14 protein-coding genes and 1 riboswitch are annotated in these 17,697 nt (G+C 35.8%); of the genes, 7 read left to right on the top strand and 7 right to left on the bottom strand.

Annotated elements, in window-relative coordinates; genetic code table 11:
* Positions 1–25: 25 nt before the first annotated feature.
* Positions 26–181 (bottom strand): hypothetical protein, encoded by a 156-nt coding sequence (locus GMB29_RS26855; protein WP_168733897.1) that lies wholly within the window; start codon positions 179–181, stop codon positions 26–28.
* A 70-nt stretch (positions 182–251) separates the two neighbouring features.
* The gene (locus GMB29_RS02250) at positions 252–1,247 is read right to left on the bottom strand and encodes a zinc-binding dehydrogenase (RefSeq protein WP_136355867.1); all 996 of its coding nucleotides are present in this window, start codon (positions 1,245–1,247) and stop codon (positions 252–254) included.
* A gap of 190 nt (positions 1,248–1,437) precedes the next feature.
* A riboswitch (glycine riboswitch) is annotated at positions 1,438–1,545 on the top strand.
* Between the two features lie 533 nt (positions 1,546–2,078).
* Between GMB29_RS02250 and GMB29_RS02245 the strand changes: the two genes are divergently transcribed.
* Positions 2,079–3,551, top strand: coding sequence for an alanine/glycine:cation symporter family protein (locus GMB29_RS02245; protein ID WP_227551466.1), 1,473 nt, complete (start codon positions 2,079–2,081; stop codon positions 3,549–3,551).
* Between the two features lie 221 nt (positions 3,552–3,772).
* On the opposite strand, the gene GMB29_RS02240 is transcribed toward GMB29_RS02245, so the two are convergent.
* Together GMB29_RS02240 and GMB29_RS02235 are read right to left on the bottom strand one after the other, a co-directional pair.
* Positions 3,773–5,578, bottom strand: coding sequence for an ABC transporter ATP-binding protein (locus GMB29_RS02240; RefSeq protein ID WP_136355865.1), 1,806 nt, complete (start codon positions 5,576–5,578; stop codon positions 3,773–3,775).
* Positions 5,559–7,289, bottom strand: coding sequence for an ABC transporter ATP-binding protein (locus GMB29_RS02235; protein WP_136355863.1), 1,731 nt, complete (start codon positions 7,287–7,289; stop codon positions 5,559–5,561). The genes GMB29_RS02240 and GMB29_RS02235 overlap by 20 nt, the downstream gene beginning before the upstream one ends.
* Before the next feature lie 531 nt (positions 7,290–7,820).
* On the opposite strand from GMB29_RS02235, the gene GMB29_RS02230 reads away from it, so the two are divergent.
* The 6 genes from GMB29_RS02230 to GMB29_RS02205 all read left to right on the top strand — a co-directional run bounded on the left by GMB29_RS02230 (position 7,821) and on the right by GMB29_RS02205 (position 14,945).
* Positions 7,821–8,864 carry an ABC transporter substrate-binding protein gene (locus GMB29_RS02230; protein WP_136355861.1) on the top strand — a complete coding sequence of 348 codons (1,044 nt, stop codon included), beginning with the start codon at positions 7,821–7,823 and terminating at the stop codon, positions 8,862–8,864.
* 21 nt (positions 8,865–8,885) lie between these two features.
* On the top strand, positions 8,886–10,613 hold the full coding sequence (locus GMB29_RS02225) for an ABC transporter permease (protein WP_136355859.1): 1,728 nt from the start codon (positions 8,886–8,888) through the stop codon (positions 10,611–10,613).
* On the top strand, positions 10,597–11,676 hold the full coding sequence (locus GMB29_RS02220; protein WP_136355857.1) for an ABC transporter ATP-binding protein: 1,080 nt from the start codon (positions 10,597–10,599) through the stop codon (positions 11,674–11,676). Before GMB29_RS02225 ends, GMB29_RS02220 begins: the two co-directional genes overlap by 17 nt.
* Before the next feature lie 114 nt (positions 11,677–11,790).
* The gene (locus tag GMB29_RS02215) at positions 11,791–13,035 is read left to right on the top strand and encodes an MFS transporter (RefSeq protein WP_136355855.1); all 1,245 of its coding nucleotides are present in this window, start codon (positions 11,791–11,793) and stop codon (positions 13,033–13,035) included.
* Between the two features lie 95 nt (positions 13,036–13,130).
* On the top strand, positions 13,131–14,321 hold the full coding sequence (locus GMB29_RS02210) for a 3D domain-containing protein (protein WP_136355853.1): 1,191 nt from the start codon (positions 13,131–13,133) through the stop codon (positions 14,319–14,321).
* A 399-nt stretch (positions 14,322–14,720) separates the two neighbouring features.
* A complete protein-coding gene (locus tag GMB29_RS02205; RefSeq protein WP_136355851.1) occupies positions 14,721–14,945 on the top strand; it encodes a hypothetical protein in 225 nt (74 codons plus the stop codon).
* 14 nt (positions 14,946–14,959) lie between these two features.
* On the opposite strand, the gene GMB29_RS02200 is transcribed toward GMB29_RS02205, so the two are convergent.
* The 3 genes from GMB29_RS02200 to GMB29_RS02190 are packed head-to-tail and all read right to left on the bottom strand — an operon-like array spanning position 14,960 to position 17,651.
* A complete protein-coding gene (locus tag GMB29_RS02200; RefSeq protein ID WP_136355849.1) occupies positions 14,960–15,148 on the bottom strand; it encodes a hypothetical protein in 189 nt (62 codons plus the stop codon).
* A gap of 44 nt (positions 15,149–15,192) precedes the next feature.
* Positions 15,193–16,170, bottom strand: coding sequence for a carbohydrate kinase family protein (locus GMB29_RS02195; RefSeq protein ID WP_136355847.1), 978 nt, complete (start codon positions 16,168–16,170; stop codon positions 15,193–15,195).
* 17 nt (positions 16,171–16,187) lie between these two features.
* On the bottom strand, positions 16,188–17,651 hold the full coding sequence (locus GMB29_RS02190; RefSeq protein ID WP_136355845.1) for a glycoside hydrolase family 32 protein: 1,464 nt from the start codon (positions 17,649–17,651) through the stop codon (positions 16,188–16,190).
* Positions 17,652–17,697 lie beyond the last annotated feature (46 nt).

Below are 17,697 nucleotides of genomic sequence, written 5' to 3'. Positions count from 1 at the left end.
TTGTTCAGCCCTTTGTTTTCTTTTCCTATTTCTTATTAACTTGTTTACCACTTTTCTTTTGGCTTTGATGCTTGCTATTTCCTACTTGAAAATCGCTGCCAAATTCAATATCATTTTCACCTTGCTGTTTCGCTATTTGCTGACCTGACTGTTGTTTATTCTGTTTCCCTTGTTTTGACATAGTGAGCCCTCCTTATAATTGGTACTCCTTTACTATGTGCAAAAAGATTTGAAACATTCCAATAATCTCTTCATCTAATAGTAAATCCAATTTTCCCTAATTGTTGTGCTTTTTCCAAGCGACTGAATGCTTGCTCATATTGTTCAAGTGGATACATTTGGTCAACAATAGGTTTGATTTGATGTTTCTCAATAAATTGGAGCATTTCACTATATTCTTCCCCACTTCCCATTGTCGAACCGAAAAGATTATATTGGCCATAGAAAAACTCACGAATGTTTAGTTGAACGACGTCTCCTGCTGATGCTCCAAATGTAACGATCGTGCCTCCGGAACGCAGTTGTTTTAATGACTTATTAAATGTTGCTGCACCTACACATTCAATGACAAGATCCACTTTTTCTCCATTCAATGCTTTATCCCAATCCTCTTCACTATTTATTGCTAGATCAGCACCAAGTTCAAGGGCCTTCTCGCATTTAATCTTTGACCTTGAAGTTACATATACTGTAGCACCGACAGCTTTTGCAAATTGCAGTAAAAACGTCGCAACTCCGCTACCGATACCAGGAATGAGCACTTTCATCTCAGGACTTATTTTACCTCTAGTAAACAAGGCGCGATAAGCTGTTAATGCTGCTAATGATAAAACACCTGCTTCTTCCCATGACAAATACTCTGGTTTATGTACTACATTTTCGGCTGGAACAATAATTTTTTCTGCAAAAGTACCATGTGTAGGGAGACCAATGATCCCAAATCCTTGTGGCGGCGCATCACTTTTTTCTCTCCATCCAAGGCTTGGATTAATGATCACTTCATCTCCAACTTTAACATTTTCTACTCCATCACCAACCGCATCAATAATTCCGGCACCATCAGAACCAATGATTATCGGTGGATCTGATGGTTTATGATTTTGGTCTATTGTAAACAAATCACGATGATTTAAGCCTGCTGTTTTAAGCAAGACTCTTACTTCCTCTGCTTTTGGAATTCTCTCTTCCATTTCTTGATAAGCTAATCCATTAATACCCGCTATTTCTGCATGAACTAATGCTTTCATCTTCTCGCTCCCATTATTTGTATATGTTTATATACTCATCTTACTAAAAATCTGCCATAATAGTTAGTCTTTTATTCTATGGTCGAAAGTATCATGTCATATTTTCTCACACGATATATTGATAAATTTACTAATATATGTAATAATTTTTTTCTAAGATGAAAATTTTATTTAAAAATAATATAAACGGATGATAGTTGTGAGAGAGTGCAAAATGTTTTTACGCCACCGAAGGAGCAAGTTCCAAAAAAAGACCCTTGGAAACGAATCTCTCAGGTAGATGGAACACAACTGGACGTAGCTCTGGAGAATGTGTATTAAATTAAGCTTCTATTAGTAATAATAGAGTTTAAATTTTAGGTACAAGGACAGAGAAGGGTACCCCTTTCTGTTTCCTTTTTACGTTTTACACCTAAACAACCCTATCACATTTTCAAAACATCTGAATTTATATTATAGCCGAATACATCAAGTTATATGTAAACTACTCACAATGGACTTCTTGTAAATATTTCAAAATTAAGTCTATTCCTAGAAAGAGTTTTTAGGACTTTAGTATATCGCTATACAAAGTCTTTATTAATATTAGTGTGACATTCATTAAAAATCTTAAAATTTATCTAGGGGGGAATGCGATTGATTTTGCGATTCTTTAAACAGGAAATGTAATATATTTTTCAGTATGAATTTTTGTATCAAGCTCATTATTTGTCATTCTTATATTTTTCTTAAAATGAAAAACAATCATGTTACAATTTCTAATTTGGTTTATAGACCAATCTATATGAAAACGTTAGAAATTTACGAATATTTAATTTAGGGGGGATTTTCTTGTTCGAACAAATCGTTACGAATCTTAGCAATTTTTTATGGAGCACACCAATGATCATCTTTTGTGTTTTAGTTGGATTATTCTTTACTTTACGTACTAATTTCTTACAGATTCGTCATATAAAAGAAATGGTCCGTTTATTATTTAAAGGAAAAAGCTCAGATGAAGGTGTTTCTTCCTTTCAAGCATTATCTTTAGCTTTATCCGGTCGTATTGGAGTAGGTAATATCTCTGGAACGGCAACAGCTATTGCATTCGGAGGACCTGGCGCTGTATTTTGGATGTGGGTGATCGCATTTGTCGGTGCCGCTTCAGCTTTTGTTGAGTCTACACTTGCCCAAATTTATAAGGAAAAGCAAGATGGAGAATATCGAGGTGGTCCTGCCTTTTATATCGAAAAAGGACTTGGCTGGAAGTGGTATGCTGTTATTTTTTCAATTGCCACACTAATTGCTATGGCAGTTTTAATGCCTGGCGTACAATCCAATTCAATTGCAGTATCCATTGATAATGCATTTAATATCGACACTACCATAACCGGTATCGTACTTGTTGCAATTTTAGCTCTTATTATTTTTGGTGGTATTAAGCGTATTGTAAATGTTGCACAATTTGTCGTCCCTTTCATGGCTTTAAGTTATTTACTTGTAGCTCTTTATATCGTAGCTATTAATTTCAATGATATTCCAGAAGTTTTTTCACTTATTTTTACCAGCGCTTTTGGGGCAGATTCATTATTCGGTGGAATAATTGGTTCGGCGATTGCTTGGGGTGTAAAACGTGGCCTTTATGCAAGTGAAGCTGGACAAGGAACAGGAGCTCACCCTGCTGCTGCAGCAGAAGTGTCTCATCCTGCTAAACAAGGGTTAGTACAAGCATTTTCTATTTATCTAGATGTGTTCTTAGTTTGTACAGCAACTGCTTTCATGATTTTATTTTCAGGAACGTACAATACAATTGATGAAAGTACAGGAGACTATTTAGTCCAAAATATTACCGGAGTGGAAGAAGGTCCCGGATATACGCAAGCAGCAGTTGATACAGTCTTCCCTGGATTTGGTTCAGGATTTGTTGCTATCGCACTTTTCTTCTTTGCATTCACAACAATTATGGCTTACTACTATATCGCAGAAACAAATCTCGCTTATCTGATAAAGGGTAGAAACAGTAAAATTGCTTTAAATCTATTAAAAGTTATTCTCTTAGTTGCCACTTTCTATGGAGCAATAAAAGAAGCGACATTAGCATGGACACTTGGGGATATTGGACTTGGAATTATGGTTTGGTTGAATTTAATTGCCATACTATTATTATCTAAACCAGCGTTTATCGCTTTAAAAGATTATGATCAGCAAAAGAAGCAAGGCCTTGATCCCACTTTTAATTCAACCAAATTAGGTATTAAAAATGCAGATTTCTGGGCTAATGGTTATGAACACACTGATAATAAAGAGAATGAGAGAGTTTCATAAAGCGAGATTTATTAGATCTTTACGGGCAGTTTAGCGCCACCTTTCTTCTTTGCTCTCTCCCCTGATTTTAAAATTGGGGTTTTACTGCCCGTCATGAAGGGATAAAGCAAAGCTTGATTAATAAAGAGTAAAAAGCACCAGCATGAAGCTGGTGCTTTTTTAATATCCTTCAAAGAAATATTGAGAACAATAGGTACGCCAAAACATGAAAAGTACTTGAACTACATTTTATTCTGAAGCTCATAATAAAAGCCCTTTTCCTTTAGTAAATCATCATGTGTCCCGTTTTCAATAAGTCGACCGTCTTTTAAAACTAATATTTGATCAGCCTTTCGAATCGTATTTAGTCGATGTGCGATAACAAAGGTCGTTCTTCCCTTCATTAACCTTGTTAAAGCTTCTTGAATTCGAATTTCAGTAATCGTATCGATACTGCTTGTCGCTTCATCTAGAATGAGAATTTTAGGGCTTGCAAGCATAGCTCTTGCAATGGCTAATAGCTGTTTCTGGCCATGGCTAATACCGTTACCTTCTTGTGTAAGGATAGATTGATAGCGATTTGGCAGCTTTTGAATAAATGAATCTGCATTTGCTAATTTTGCCGCTTCTACAACTTCCTCATCTGTTGCATCTAATCGTCCATATCTAATATTTTCTAAAATCGACCCTTGAAAAAGAAACGTATCTTGTAAAACAAAGGCCATTTGCCTGCGAAGATGATCACGACTCATTTGAACCATATTCATCCCATCAACACTAATGACTCCTTGATCTGGATCATAAAATCGGGAAATAAGATTAATAATTGTTGTTTTCCCCGCCCCAGTTGGTCCTACGATAGCAATCGTTTCACCAGGAGCTGACGTGAAGCTAATATGTTCAACTGTATGTCTCTCCTTTTCGTCATCATATGAAAAGGATACATCTGAAAAAACAACTTCTCCGCTAATCACCTCTCCACTAGAACCAGCTGTGTACTCATCTTTTTCTTCCTCTTCATCAAGAATATCAAACACTCTTTCTGCACCTGCAATTGCTGATAGTAAGGTATTAAATTGGTTGGCGAGATCATTTAATGGACGTGTAAATTGTCTAGCATATTCCGCAAAGATCACGATAACTCCAATGGTCACCATTTGATTCAGTGCTAAAATACCGCCAATTCCAGCAATAAGCGCAAAGCTTAGATTATTTAAGACATTCATCACCTTTGGAATAAAGCCCGAAATCGTTTGTGCCCAAAAACCCGAACCTTTTAGGTTCTGGCCCTTTTCAATAAAAGCTGCAATTACCTTTTCCTCTTGAGAATATGCTTTGATCATTTTTTGTCCAGAAATGACTTCTTCAATATAACCATTTAGTTCTCCTAAATGCTGCTGCTGTTTTTTAAATAATGTACCAGTTCTATTTGTTATCCATTTCATCCCGAATACCATTAATGGAATAATCACCATTGTAATGACAGTTAAAAGCGGACTAAGCCATATCATGATCGATACTGTACCAACTAATGTTAAGACACTTGAAAAAATTTGAATAACAGAACTATTTAATGTGGAGCTTACATTTTCAATGTCATTTGTCACTCGACTCATTAATTCGCCATGCTGTCTTTTATCAAAAAAAGAAATTGAAAGCTTATGTAAATGGTGAAATAAGTCTTTTCTCATTTGATTGACCGTAAATTGTGAAACACCAATCATCAAGTAATTTTGTAAAAACAATGAGATTGAATAACAACTATAGATGATAATTAGGACAATTATTAAGGGAAATAAGCCTTCTTCTTCTCTTGTTACAATATATTCATCGATCGTTATTCCAATTAAATATGGACCTAATAAACCGAGTCCAGAGCTTGCCAAAACCATTAACAACACAATTGACAACAGAACTTTTTTTACTGATAAATACTGCCACAATCGATATAAGGTCTGAACATTCATTTTCTGTTTTTGCCACTTTTTATCTTTATTTTGCAAGGGAATTTTTTCATATTTAAACGGACTAGTTAGTTGCTTGAACATCAATTAACTCCTCCATTTTTTGAGAGTGATAGATTTTTTCGTAAAGAGGAGATGTCTTACGTAACTGATCATGGCTACCCTCTCCTATTAGTATTCCATCCTCAAGCAGTAAAATTTTATGTGCCCCTTGTGCAGTACTGATTTTTTGTGTGATTAAAAGTGTCGTACAAGAATAACAGCGTAATGCTGCTAATAGCTTTGATTCTGTTTTGACATCTAATGCACTCGTACTATCATCTAATAAAAGCAGCTTCGGCTTACGTACTAAAGCTCGTGCTACAGATAGACGCTGCTTTTGCCCCCCTGAGAGATTGACACCCTTTTGACCTATTATCGTCTCATATTTATTAGGTAGTGCTTCAATTGTTTCATGAATTTGTGCTGCTTTAGCTGCTTCGATTATTTCTTCAAAGGTTGCATGCTCGTTACCCCACGCTATATTTTCCTTTACAGTACCGCTAAAGAGCACCGCTTCTTGGGGAACAAATCCAATTTGATCACGTAAATTCTTCAAGTTCATTGAATCAATTGCTATATTATCAATGGAAATTTTCCCTGAATTCACTTCATAAAGACGAGGTAACAGCTGGAAAAGTGAAGACTTACCTGATCCTGTACCACCCATTACAGCAATCATTTCCCCAGCATTTACAGTAAATGAAAGGTCGTTAAGAACAACTTGGTTCGTTCCAGGGTATGTGAATGAAACCTGGTCAAAGACCACATTTCCTTCTGTGAATGTATATGTATCCTCATATTTTTGCCTATCATTTTCTATATCTAGCACTTCTGAGATTCTTGATGCTGATGCATGTGAACGAGAAAGAAACATAACAATAAAAGAAAACATTGATAACGCAGAGGTTACCCGAAAACCATAATTAACAATGGCTACTACTTCCCCTACCTGAACACTTCCATTTATCACATGTGTATGTCCGTTCCACAAGATAAATAAAATTGCAATATTCATGATAAATAACAAAATTGGCATCGAAGTTTCAATCATCCGTAGAGCATTAACTGTTGAATCTCTAAGAGAATTTGTCGCATGTGAGAATCGCTTCCCTTCATGATCTCTTCTAACATATGCCTTAACTAATCTCATACCTATTAAATTTTCTCTCAATACGTCATTCACCTTGTCTAGCTTAGACTGAACTCTTTTGAAATAACGACTTCCTCGTTTCATGATCCAAATGAGTAAAAGAACAATTAGTGGTATCACCACCACAAAAATACCAGCTAATGCAGGGCTGACGATAAATGACATAATAATTGAGCCAATAATAAGAAGCGGCGACCTTAACATTATTCTAAGTCCCATAAATAACGTGTTTTGCAATTGGGTAATATCATTTGTCATTCTAGTAATTAATGATGCAGCAGGAAATCGACTTAAATTTTCAAATGAGAAAGATTGCACCTTAATAAAAATCTGCTTTCTAATATCAAAACCAAAACTTTGACTAACATGGGCTGCATAAAATGAGTTGACCATCCCTGAAGCAAATGCTAAAAGTGAAATTCCTACCATAATCCCTCCCCATTGCATAACAACAGAAAGGTCTTCTTTAAGTATTCCTTCATCAATAATTTTAGCCATTAAAAGTGGATGAATAAGTTCTACCGCCAATTCAATGAGCATCAATAGTAATGCAATCGACATCGGAAATCGATAGGGCTTAAGAAATGAGCGAAACTTTAGCATATCTGTCCTCCAAGCTAGTAATTACATATAACCAAGCATTTACAAAAAAAAGAATGGAAGCGTTTTTAATAGTTTACCAGAAATAGGTGATCACACCAAAGAATGAGACTATGTACAAGGTATAATACTTTCTTCATTATCTTTATGATAAACTTCCTTGGATTATTAAAAATTTGCAACGATTGCTACATTAAGTATGGCCATTTCAGAAGCTCGACTCTCCCTAAATTGTTCTATCACTCCCTATGCGATGTTTATACAAAGCAATAGTTAATCACAAACGATTAACCTAAAAGACTTTCTTTTATCACCACTAAAAGACAGTCTTTTATTTTCTCTATAAATCTCCACATCTTACGATTTTTCATATTTACACATACTTAACAAAATAAAAACCTTTTGTTTAACCACTCTTAATAATGAATTACTAGACTTATACTACAGGAGGTGAAATGGCGAGAACTACATAAGCTATTCAATTTTCACACGTGAATAAAAAGAGAAACCAATGAATTAATACAGGAGGTCAAAATGAAAATAATCAAAAAAACATTAACGTTTATGTTCATTCTTTTACTATTAGCAGCATGCAGTAGTAATACAGAAACAACTGGAACAGCGAATAATGAAAATGAATCGGAAGAACAAACAACAATAGAAGGAAATCTTTCTTTTTATACATCACAGCCTGACGAAGATGCGCAAAAGCTCGTAGATTCATTCACTGAGAAATATCCAGATGTAAAAATCGAGATTTTCCGTTCTGGAACTGAAGAAGTTGTGAGTAAAATCCTTGCAGAAAATAAAGCAGGTGAAGTACAAGCAGATGTTTTGCTAGTAGCAGATGCCGTAACATACGAGAATTTAAAAAATGAGGACTTATTATTATCCTACAAATCAGAAGAAGCAAATGAAATTCCTGAATCGTTTGTAGATAAAGACGGAATGTATACAGGAACAAAGGTTATGGCTACAGTTTTAGCTGTAAATACAGAAAAGGTAAAAGAATTACCTGACTCTTGGAATGTGTTAGCTTCAGAAGCTGCTAAAGGACAAGCTGTTATGCCAAGTCCCTTATATTCTGGTGCCGCTGCCTATAACCTAGGTGTTTTCACAAGAAATGGCGAATTCAATTGGGATTTCTATGAAGGCTTAAAGAAAAACGAAGTGATGATCACAGAAGGAAATGGTGCTGTTCAACAAGCAGTTGCTGCAGGTGAAAAATCTTATGGCATGATTGTTGATTATCTTGTTGCTCGTGCTAAAGCAGATGGTTCACCAATCGATCTTATTTATCCAAAAGAAGGTGTTCCAGTCATCACTGAACCAATCGCAATCATGAAAAATACAAAAAACGAAGCTGCAGCTAAAGCTTTTGTAGATTTTGTTCTTTCTGAGGAAGGTCAACAGCTTGCAGCAGAAATAGGCTACACACCAATCCGCAACGGAATTGATGCTCCTGAAGGACTAAAAACCATTGAGGAAATGAATGTTTTAGAAGCTGATTTATCCGAATTATATGAGGCACGTGAATCTGATAAGGAAGAATTCAGCAACTTATTCGGAGATAAATAGATAAGAAATGAGGCGTCAAACATGGCAAGATCCGCAATCACTTCGGGGAATCTTTTCACAAAGTATTCCCCTTCTTTTTTTAAGATATTTGTATTCTTCTTAGTTTTCCTCGTCTTTTTCATACCGATTATTAGACTAGTTTTGTTAAGCCTTAGCTCTGAAAACGGCTTAAGCCTCAGCCATTATGTTGAGGTATTAAAAAACCCTGTAACCTGGAAGACAATCTACAATACAATCATCATTGTTACTGGCTCTACAATTATTTCTGTCTTTCTCGGCCTGCTAACTGCCTGGATAGTAGCATATACAAATGTACGTCATAAAAAACTGTTGAATCTATTTATTTTTTTACCTTTCGTTATTCCATCTTATATTACAACACTTGCTTGGACACAATTTATGGGGGTTAATGGTCCTGTTGCTAAACTATTAAACATTCTGCCAGGTCATATACAGCCTATGAATTTATATAGTTTAACAGGCATTATTTTAGTAATGGGAATTTCTCATTATCCATTAGTTTACTTATTATCTGGTAGTGTACTAAGAAAAATACCAAGAGAACTAGAGATGGCAGCAAAAGTATCTGGTGGATCTAAATATATTTCACTTAGAAAAATAACAATACCTCTAGCTCTCCCAGGAATTGCAAGCGGTGGGCTCTTAGCATTTTTAGCAAGCCTTGATAACTTTGGCATTCCAGCTTTTTTAGGAATACCAGCTAATATTCGTGTTTTAAGTACATATATTTATGAACAAATTATTGGATTCGGGCCTTCTGCTTTTGCAAAAGGTGCGGCATTATCCGTCATTTTAGGGATATTCGCTATCATCGGTACCTTTTTTCAATGGTTGCTGCTTCGGCGATCTAAACAAATTGAAACTTCTAGAGTAGACAAAGAACCACGCGTGATATTACCTGGAAGAATGAGGTTAATAATAGAAACATTGTTATGGACCTTCTTAATTGTGACGAGTCTAGTTCCTCTTCTATCCATGGCTTCCACATCCTTAATAAAGGCATACGGATTGGATTTCAACTTGCAAAATATTAGCTTTAAACATTACGAATTTATTTTATTCTCTAGCTCGAAGGTGCAAGGAGCTATTCAAAATAGTTTACAACTTGCATTTATTGTGACATTGATAGGACTATTTGTTGGGACATATATTGCTTATATACGTGTTAGAAAACCATCTTTATTAAATAAATCGATAGAAGTTATGGTCGGACTTCCATATGCACTTCCTGGTACAGTTTTAGCACTTGCCATGATCTTTACATGGTTAGAACCTATTCCCGGTTGGAACCCAGGCATATATGGATCAATTTTTATCCTTTATATCGCATATATCACCAGATTTCTAATTCTGCAAATTAGAGGGAGTGTAACCTCTCTCTTACAAATAGATGGTTCAATGGAGGATGCTGCCAGAACAAGCGGGGCTTCTCCCTATTACAAATGGCGAAAAATTTTGATTCCACTTATCTTACCAGGCTTATTAAGCGGAGCTTTTCTTGTTTTCTTAACTGCCCTAACTGAATTAACTGTCTCTTCTCTACTCTGGTCTAGCGGCTCGGAAACAATTGGTCTTGTCATTTTTAATTTTGAACAAGCTGGAAATACAACATATTCAACTGCTTTTTCAACGATCATCGTATTGCTTATCCTAATTGGATTTATAATTATTTTTCTATTTCAAAAGTATTGGGAAAGAAAGGTGTTACCTAATGACGACAGAAATTAAAAATGTTAGCAAATTTTTCGGATCAACACATGCATTAAAATCCATTACCTTATCAATTAAAACTGGAGAATTCATTGCCATTCTAGGCCCTTCAGGTTGTGGAAAAACGACTTTGCTTAAACTATTAGCTGGATTTGATACACCATCAGAGGGTGAGATTTTTATTGATCATCAACTAGTTAGTGAGAAAAACCAATCAACACCACCTGAAAAAAGAAATATCGGTATGGTTTTTCAATCATTTGCATTATGGCCGCATATGAATGTAAAAGATCATATTAGGTTTCCACTGCTTCATCATCGATTTTTACAAGATGATCTTAAAATAAATATTGAAAATAGGCTTAAAGAGGTTTTAAACATTGTAGAACTTCAAAGCTTTGCAGAGAGAATGCCACATGAATTATCAGGGGGACAAAAACAGCGAGTTGCTCTAGCAAGGGCAATTGCTCCAAAACCTGCGTTATTACTTATGGATGAACCTTTAAGCAGTTTAGATGCAGAATTAAGAATGGAAATGAGACGTGAAATACAAAGTCTTCATAAAGTGACAAGAGCATCCATTGTTTATGTAACACATGATCAAGATGAAGCACTTGCATTGGCAGACAGAATTGTTGTCATGAACAATGGACAAATTCAACAAGTTGGTACCCCTCGAGAAATTTATGACAAGCCAAATACCGAGTTTGTTGCAACATTTGTAGGTAAAGCAAATTTGATTCATGGTGAATGGGTGGATGCCACTACCTTTAAGCCCTCTTACAAGAACATTCATTCACATTGGGCTAAATTGGATGTGTCAGCAGATTTAAGGAAAAAAGATCTTTGTCCGATTAGACCAGAGCAATTTTCACTATCATATACAGGAGAAGGCATTGAAGGAACGATTAAAAATGTTCAATATCAAGGGAAAGAAATTCATTATACAGTTGATATTGGTCCAGAGCTAATCACCATTCATGAGGATTCTCAATATGATCCTTTTCATGTTGATGATTTCGTTTATATAAATCTAAAACAAACAATAAAATCAGATAAACCAGCAGTTACTTTTCGTTAATCCTCATTTACTATTCTCTTATCCTCTTGAATTTTTTCCTTGTATTTACAATAATATGATTATTGGGGAAATTAGTGAGATGGAAAAATAAATTCACGAGGAAGAAGGAGTAATATGTCTATAGCTTCAATAACAAAACAACCTGTGAAAACACAACAGGAGACAAAGACCGTTTACAATATTTTATTTATTATTAGTCTTTGTCATCTTTTAAATGATAGTATCCAAGCCATTATTCCTGCGATGTTCCCAATTTTAGAAGGTTCGATGGGTCTAAGCTTTACTCAACTCGGGTTGATCGCATTTGCCTTAAATATGGTTTCGTCAGTAATGCAGCCTGTTGTTGGCTTTTATGCCGATAAAAAACCAATGCCATACGCTTTACCAATTGGATTAACGAGCAGTTTGCTCGGAATTCTTGGTTTAGCCTTTGCACCATCGTTTTTAACCATCCTTCTATCTGTCATTTTTATCGGATTAGGATCTGCGATTTTTCATCCAGAAGGATCAAGGGTTGCTTATATGGCAGCGGGAAAACGGCGTGGATTGGCACAATCGATTTATCAAGTTGGTGGTAACAGCGGTCAAGCGCTTGCCCCGCTCATTACAGCTTTAATTTTAGTACCGCTTGGTCAGTTTGGTGCAATTTGGTTTACGATTGTAGCGGCAATCGCAGTTGGATTATTAACGTATATTGCTATCTGGTATTCTAGACGTTTATCTATTACTAATACTGCTAGTAAACCAAAAACCGAACCGAAAGTGAAAAACGAGGCTATATCCAAATCGATTATTACAGCACTAATCATTATTATTTTCCTTATTTTTGCACGCTCCTGGTATGTGAGTGCCATTTCAAACTTCTATACGTTTTATGCAATCGATAAATATCATTTAACAATTGCTCAATCACAAGTATATATTTTTATTTTCTTACTAATGGGCGCTGTCGGTACATTCTTTGGGGGACCTTTAGCTGATAAATATGGTAAACGGAATATTATCATTATTTCGTTGCTTTCAGCAGTACCACTCACAATTATTTTGCCTTTTGTTAATGCTACCGTATCAATTATTTTGTTAGCTTTGATCGGATTCGTCTTAATGTCTAGCTTTTCTGTTACCGTTGTTTATGCCCAAGAACTCGTTCCTGGAAAAATTGGTACAATGTCAGGTTTAACTGTAGGTCTTGCTTTTGGAATGGGTGCAATCGGATCAATTGCATTAGGTGCGATGATCGATTTTGTTGGATTAACACCTACGATGATAACGGTTGCCTTATTACCTATAGTGGGAATTCTAGCATTTCTATTACCAACCGATCACATGCTAGTTATGTGGCAAAAAGAGAATAAATAGAATAACAGGAATAAATTGGATGAATATTTAATCTAATTGTAACCTAAAACAGCCCCTTTCTATGTTATAACTATATACGAGAAAGGGGTTGCTTTATGCGGGCTTTAAAGCGAACAATTGCCACACTTTGTATCCTTCTATTATTATTACCTTTTACTAATGTGGCAAATGCAGCATCAACTAAAGACACTTTACATAGTGCGGAGGAACAGCTAGAGCAGAATCAACAAACCATTCTTCAAAAGGAAAAAGAACAGCAAGCTGTTCATGAAGAAGTGAAAAGTATTCAAGAAAATTTACAAATTTTAGAGAATGATATTTCTCAAAACCAACAAAGCTTAGCTCAAGTTGAAGGTAAAATTGATGAAATTCAGCAAATCATCGAACAGAAGAAAGAAGAAATTGTCCTTCTACAGGACAAGGTGTATGCGCGTGAAGACATTATGCAAAAAAGATTAGTCGCTCTTCAGCATAGCGATCATACATCTATTGTCATTGAAACTCTCGTAAACTCTGAAAGCTTAGGAAATTTCTTTGAACGGGTTGGCGCAGTTGCGACACTTTTAAATGCGGATCAAAATATTTTAGATGAACAAGAAGCTGACCTAAAGCAAATTGAGGAAGATAAAAAAGAAATCGATCGACAAGAACAGCTCCTCATTAGTCAACAGGCTGAAATCGAAGAAAAAAAGGCAAAGCTTGAAGAGAATTTTTCAAAAAGAAACGCTGCATTAGTTGCAATGCAGGATAAATATACTAAGATAGCAAACGAAATCGACCTTGCTGAACAGGATAAAAACAATATACAATCACAAATTAAAACAATTCAAACTCAAATACAAAAAGAAGAAGCTGCAGCAAAAGCTAGAGCTGTGGAATTAGCTAAAGCTAAAAAAGCTAAAGAACAAGCAAAAGTCGTACAAACGGTTTCTGCTCCACCTTCAACAGCAAAAAAACCATCTGCATCTTCATCAGGACAAGCTTCAACTTCTAAATCTGGTAAAGAACTGTATGTAGCAGCAACAGCCTATAGTCACGAAGATACACAAAGTGACCTCACCTATCTTGGATACAATATCAAAAAAAATCCAAATATGAAGCTCATTGCTGTTGATCCTGGTGTTATTCCTCTCGGATCCAAAGTATGGGTAGAAGGTTACGGTGTTGCAATTGCTGGCGATACAGGCGGTGCCATCATTGGACATAAAATTGATGTATTAATGCCAAACAGCGCAAAGGCTAGACAATGGGGCCGTAAAACGGTGAAGATTATTATTTTAGATTAAAAGAACAATCATTTATGATTGTTCTTTTTTTATGTGGTTTGCCGAGTATTTTGCAATCAATTGGCTTGTTTATTAAGATGGATGTGTTCTTACTATTCCAAGTTCCTCTAGCTTCTATCCTTCTTTTATTAAGGCTGTTTTCGCATACTTTATTGCTATTTACCAAGTAATGCGGTGTGGTTGATTGCAGCGAGAGATGCTCGCTTTTTAGCGGGGCGGGCGGTGATCCTCCTCGGCGTAAACGCCTGCGGGGTCTCACCTGTCTCGCAATCTGCTCCAATCAACATTAAATAGTTTAGTTTTCGTTTTAAAAACAACAAAATCCTCTTTATTCTTTTATAGGAATAGTTCTTCTTCAACGAGAGATGTTAAGAATATGGTAAAAAAGGAGATGATAACATGGATAGAAGAAATCAACATTCAGTAATAACTCCTCATCCTGATGGAGAAAAAGAATCAATCATAAACGATTCATTAGCAACAGCTGGATCTCAAATTGGCATTAAATTAAATGCAGATCCTGAGTTTGCCCAAGAAAAGAATCCTTTTCATCTGCAAAACAAACAAGATCCAACTATGGCTCCATTTGAAAAACTAATGCGAGGAAATGAAGTTGAAGAATAAGTAAATATCTTACTTTACATGTGTGAGGTGATCTCTAAAATGGCTGATTGGAATGAACAAGCAGCACCTAATAATAATTTACCAGCTAAGACAATTCGTTCATCTGATTCAATTTCTAATAAGCAAAATACAACGAAATCTTTGAAAAAATCATCTGACAACAGAAAATAACGAATAAAGAGGCTGTCAATCATGCCCTGCACATATCAGCCTCTTTTTCGTTTATCAATGGTTTATTAAAAATCTGTTAGTTACTATTTTTCTTAATTAGTTGATAAATATCTTCCTTTGTCGGTAATGCTGAAATAGCCCCTTTTCCTGTTGTTGTTAAAGCACCACTTGCATTTGCAAATGATAGTATTTCCTGATTTTCTTCCTGTAAAGTCTTCATTAATTGAGGGACAGATGCATTTTTCTCTAATAATTTAAATAAAAATCCTCCGATGAATGCATCACCTGCACCTGTTGTATCCTCAACAGTAACGCCAAAGCCAGATGAACTGTAGCATTTTCCATTCACATAGAGATCGGCCCCTTGTGAACCTCTCGTATAAATGACTGCTTTTACGTCACCAACAAATAATGAGTGAATCGCTTCATTCTCATTCGCTATTCCTGTAATAAATTCTAATTCTTCATCAGAAATTTTTACGAGATGTGCTTCTGGAATAAACTGAAGAATCGTTTTTCTACAATCTTGCGGGTCTTTCCATAACGGTAAGCGAACATTTGGATCAAAACTAATGATCGCACCCTTTTCCTTTGCCGAACGGATAGCTTTAGCGTGAGCTTGCTTCATAGGACTTTCAACTAAATCGACCGAACAGAAATGAAGGATATCTCCTTCATTAAACCAGTTCTCACCAATCTCTTCCTCTGACAATAGTAAGTCCGCTGATGGATTGCGATAAAAAGAAAAATCTCTTTCTCCATCTTCTTTTAACGAAACAAATGCTAATGCTGTATTAGCTTCATTTGTTCTGTATACATAATTCGTATTTACGCCAACTTCATTTAGTGTATCAATGAGGAAGTCACCAAATGCATCAGATCCAAGTTTTGTAATCATTGAAGCATTCCCGCCAAATTTCGCAACAGCTGCTACTACATTTGCAGGTGCCCCTCCTGGTGCTCGCTCAAATGAAAAGACATCTTTTAATGCTTTTCCTTTTTGTGCAGGAATAAAATCGATTAGCACTTCTCCTATTGAAAATAATCTAGCCACAATTTTTCACCTCTTTTTTAGATATCCCATTTTTTAGCAATGAAAGTAACAGTCCCACCTTCTGCAAAAAAACGAATTTCATTACTATCTGCTTTCGGGAAAATTCTACTAGTAAATACTTCCTCACCATTATTAATAAAAATCTCCACAGATGATGTATCAACAAATAGATGAAATTTAATTTTTCTTGATTCCATTGAACACTGGCGTCTTGTACCAAAAGCTTCACCGACAGGTTGTCCAGACAAACTTCTGTCTAACATAACCCTTTTTTCATGTGCATCATACTGAATGACTGTTTTTTCATCACCTTTTGCACGGAATTCAATACCAAATACGGCTGAATCATTTTCAAGAACCTCACAGATTAGTTCATACTTCTTTCCACTGAAAGCTTTAAGTTTTTCATTCGTGATGGTAGCTTCCAACTCACTCTTATCTTTTCGCAGCTTCTTTAATTCCTTTGCAGGCTGCTGAAAAAGTTTTCCATTTTTTACGCTTAACTCTCTTGGGAGGGTTAGGCAATGTGCCCAATCATTTCGATCTGTTGGATAGTCAATTTCCGGAAGGCCCATCCAGCCAACTAGAAGACGACGTCCATCTGAGGATAATGTCGTTTGTGGGGCATAAAAATCAAAGCCACGGTCAAGTTCATGAAACTCTCCATGAGAAAAAGATAAGGTCTGTAAATCTAGTTTATCACCTACTAGATAACCTGATTGATAGATATTTTGAAAATGATCACCCTTTGGTTCTAATCCTTGTGGTGAAAAAACAAAAACTCCGTTTCCATCTAATTCAAAGTAATCAGGACACTCCCACATATAACCGAAATGCTCCAAATCTGTTTTCATTTCACCTAAAAAAGTCCAATCTGACAAATTGATTGATTTATATAGAACTGCACAACCAGTAGAATTCGCCCTTTGAGCACCGATTACCACATAAAATGTATCACCTGATTTCCATATCTTTGGATCTCTAAAATGGTCAGTATAGCCTTCAGGCACATCTGCTATAACTGGAGATTGAGACTTAATAATCTTCCCCTGTTTATTCATAACAGCCATTACTTGATAAGGATGGCGCTCCCACTGCTTATTGCGAGTATTCCCTGTATACATTAAATACAAGTGATTTTCATGCTCGATTGCACTGCCAGAATAGGCACCATGACTGTCATAATCATGATCTGGCTTTATTGCAACCCCAACATTTTCCCAATGAACCAAGTCCTTTGATTTTGTATGGTACCAATATTTTAGTCCATGAACTGGGCCAAGTGGGAACCATTGATAAAATAAATGATATTCACCATTGAAATAAGAAAATCCATTCGGATCATTCAATAACCCAGTTGTGGGCTGTATATGATAGCTTTGTCTCCACTCGCAGTTTTTTACCTTTTTTGTGATTGTTTCAATCTCTTCCTTGCTTGCATTTTCAAGTCGACGATATCTCATTTCTCTTGTCCATTCCATATTCATCGTTCTCCTCATGCTTAGTATTCATAACCTTAGAAATAAA

Source organism: Metabacillus sediminilitoris (assembly GCF_009720625.1).
In the GTDB taxonomy this organism is placed as follows: Bacteria; Bacillota; Bacilli; order Bacillales; family Bacillaceae; genus Metabacillus; species Metabacillus sediminilitoris.
This window is presented reverse-complemented; position numbering and strand designations above follow the sequence as displayed.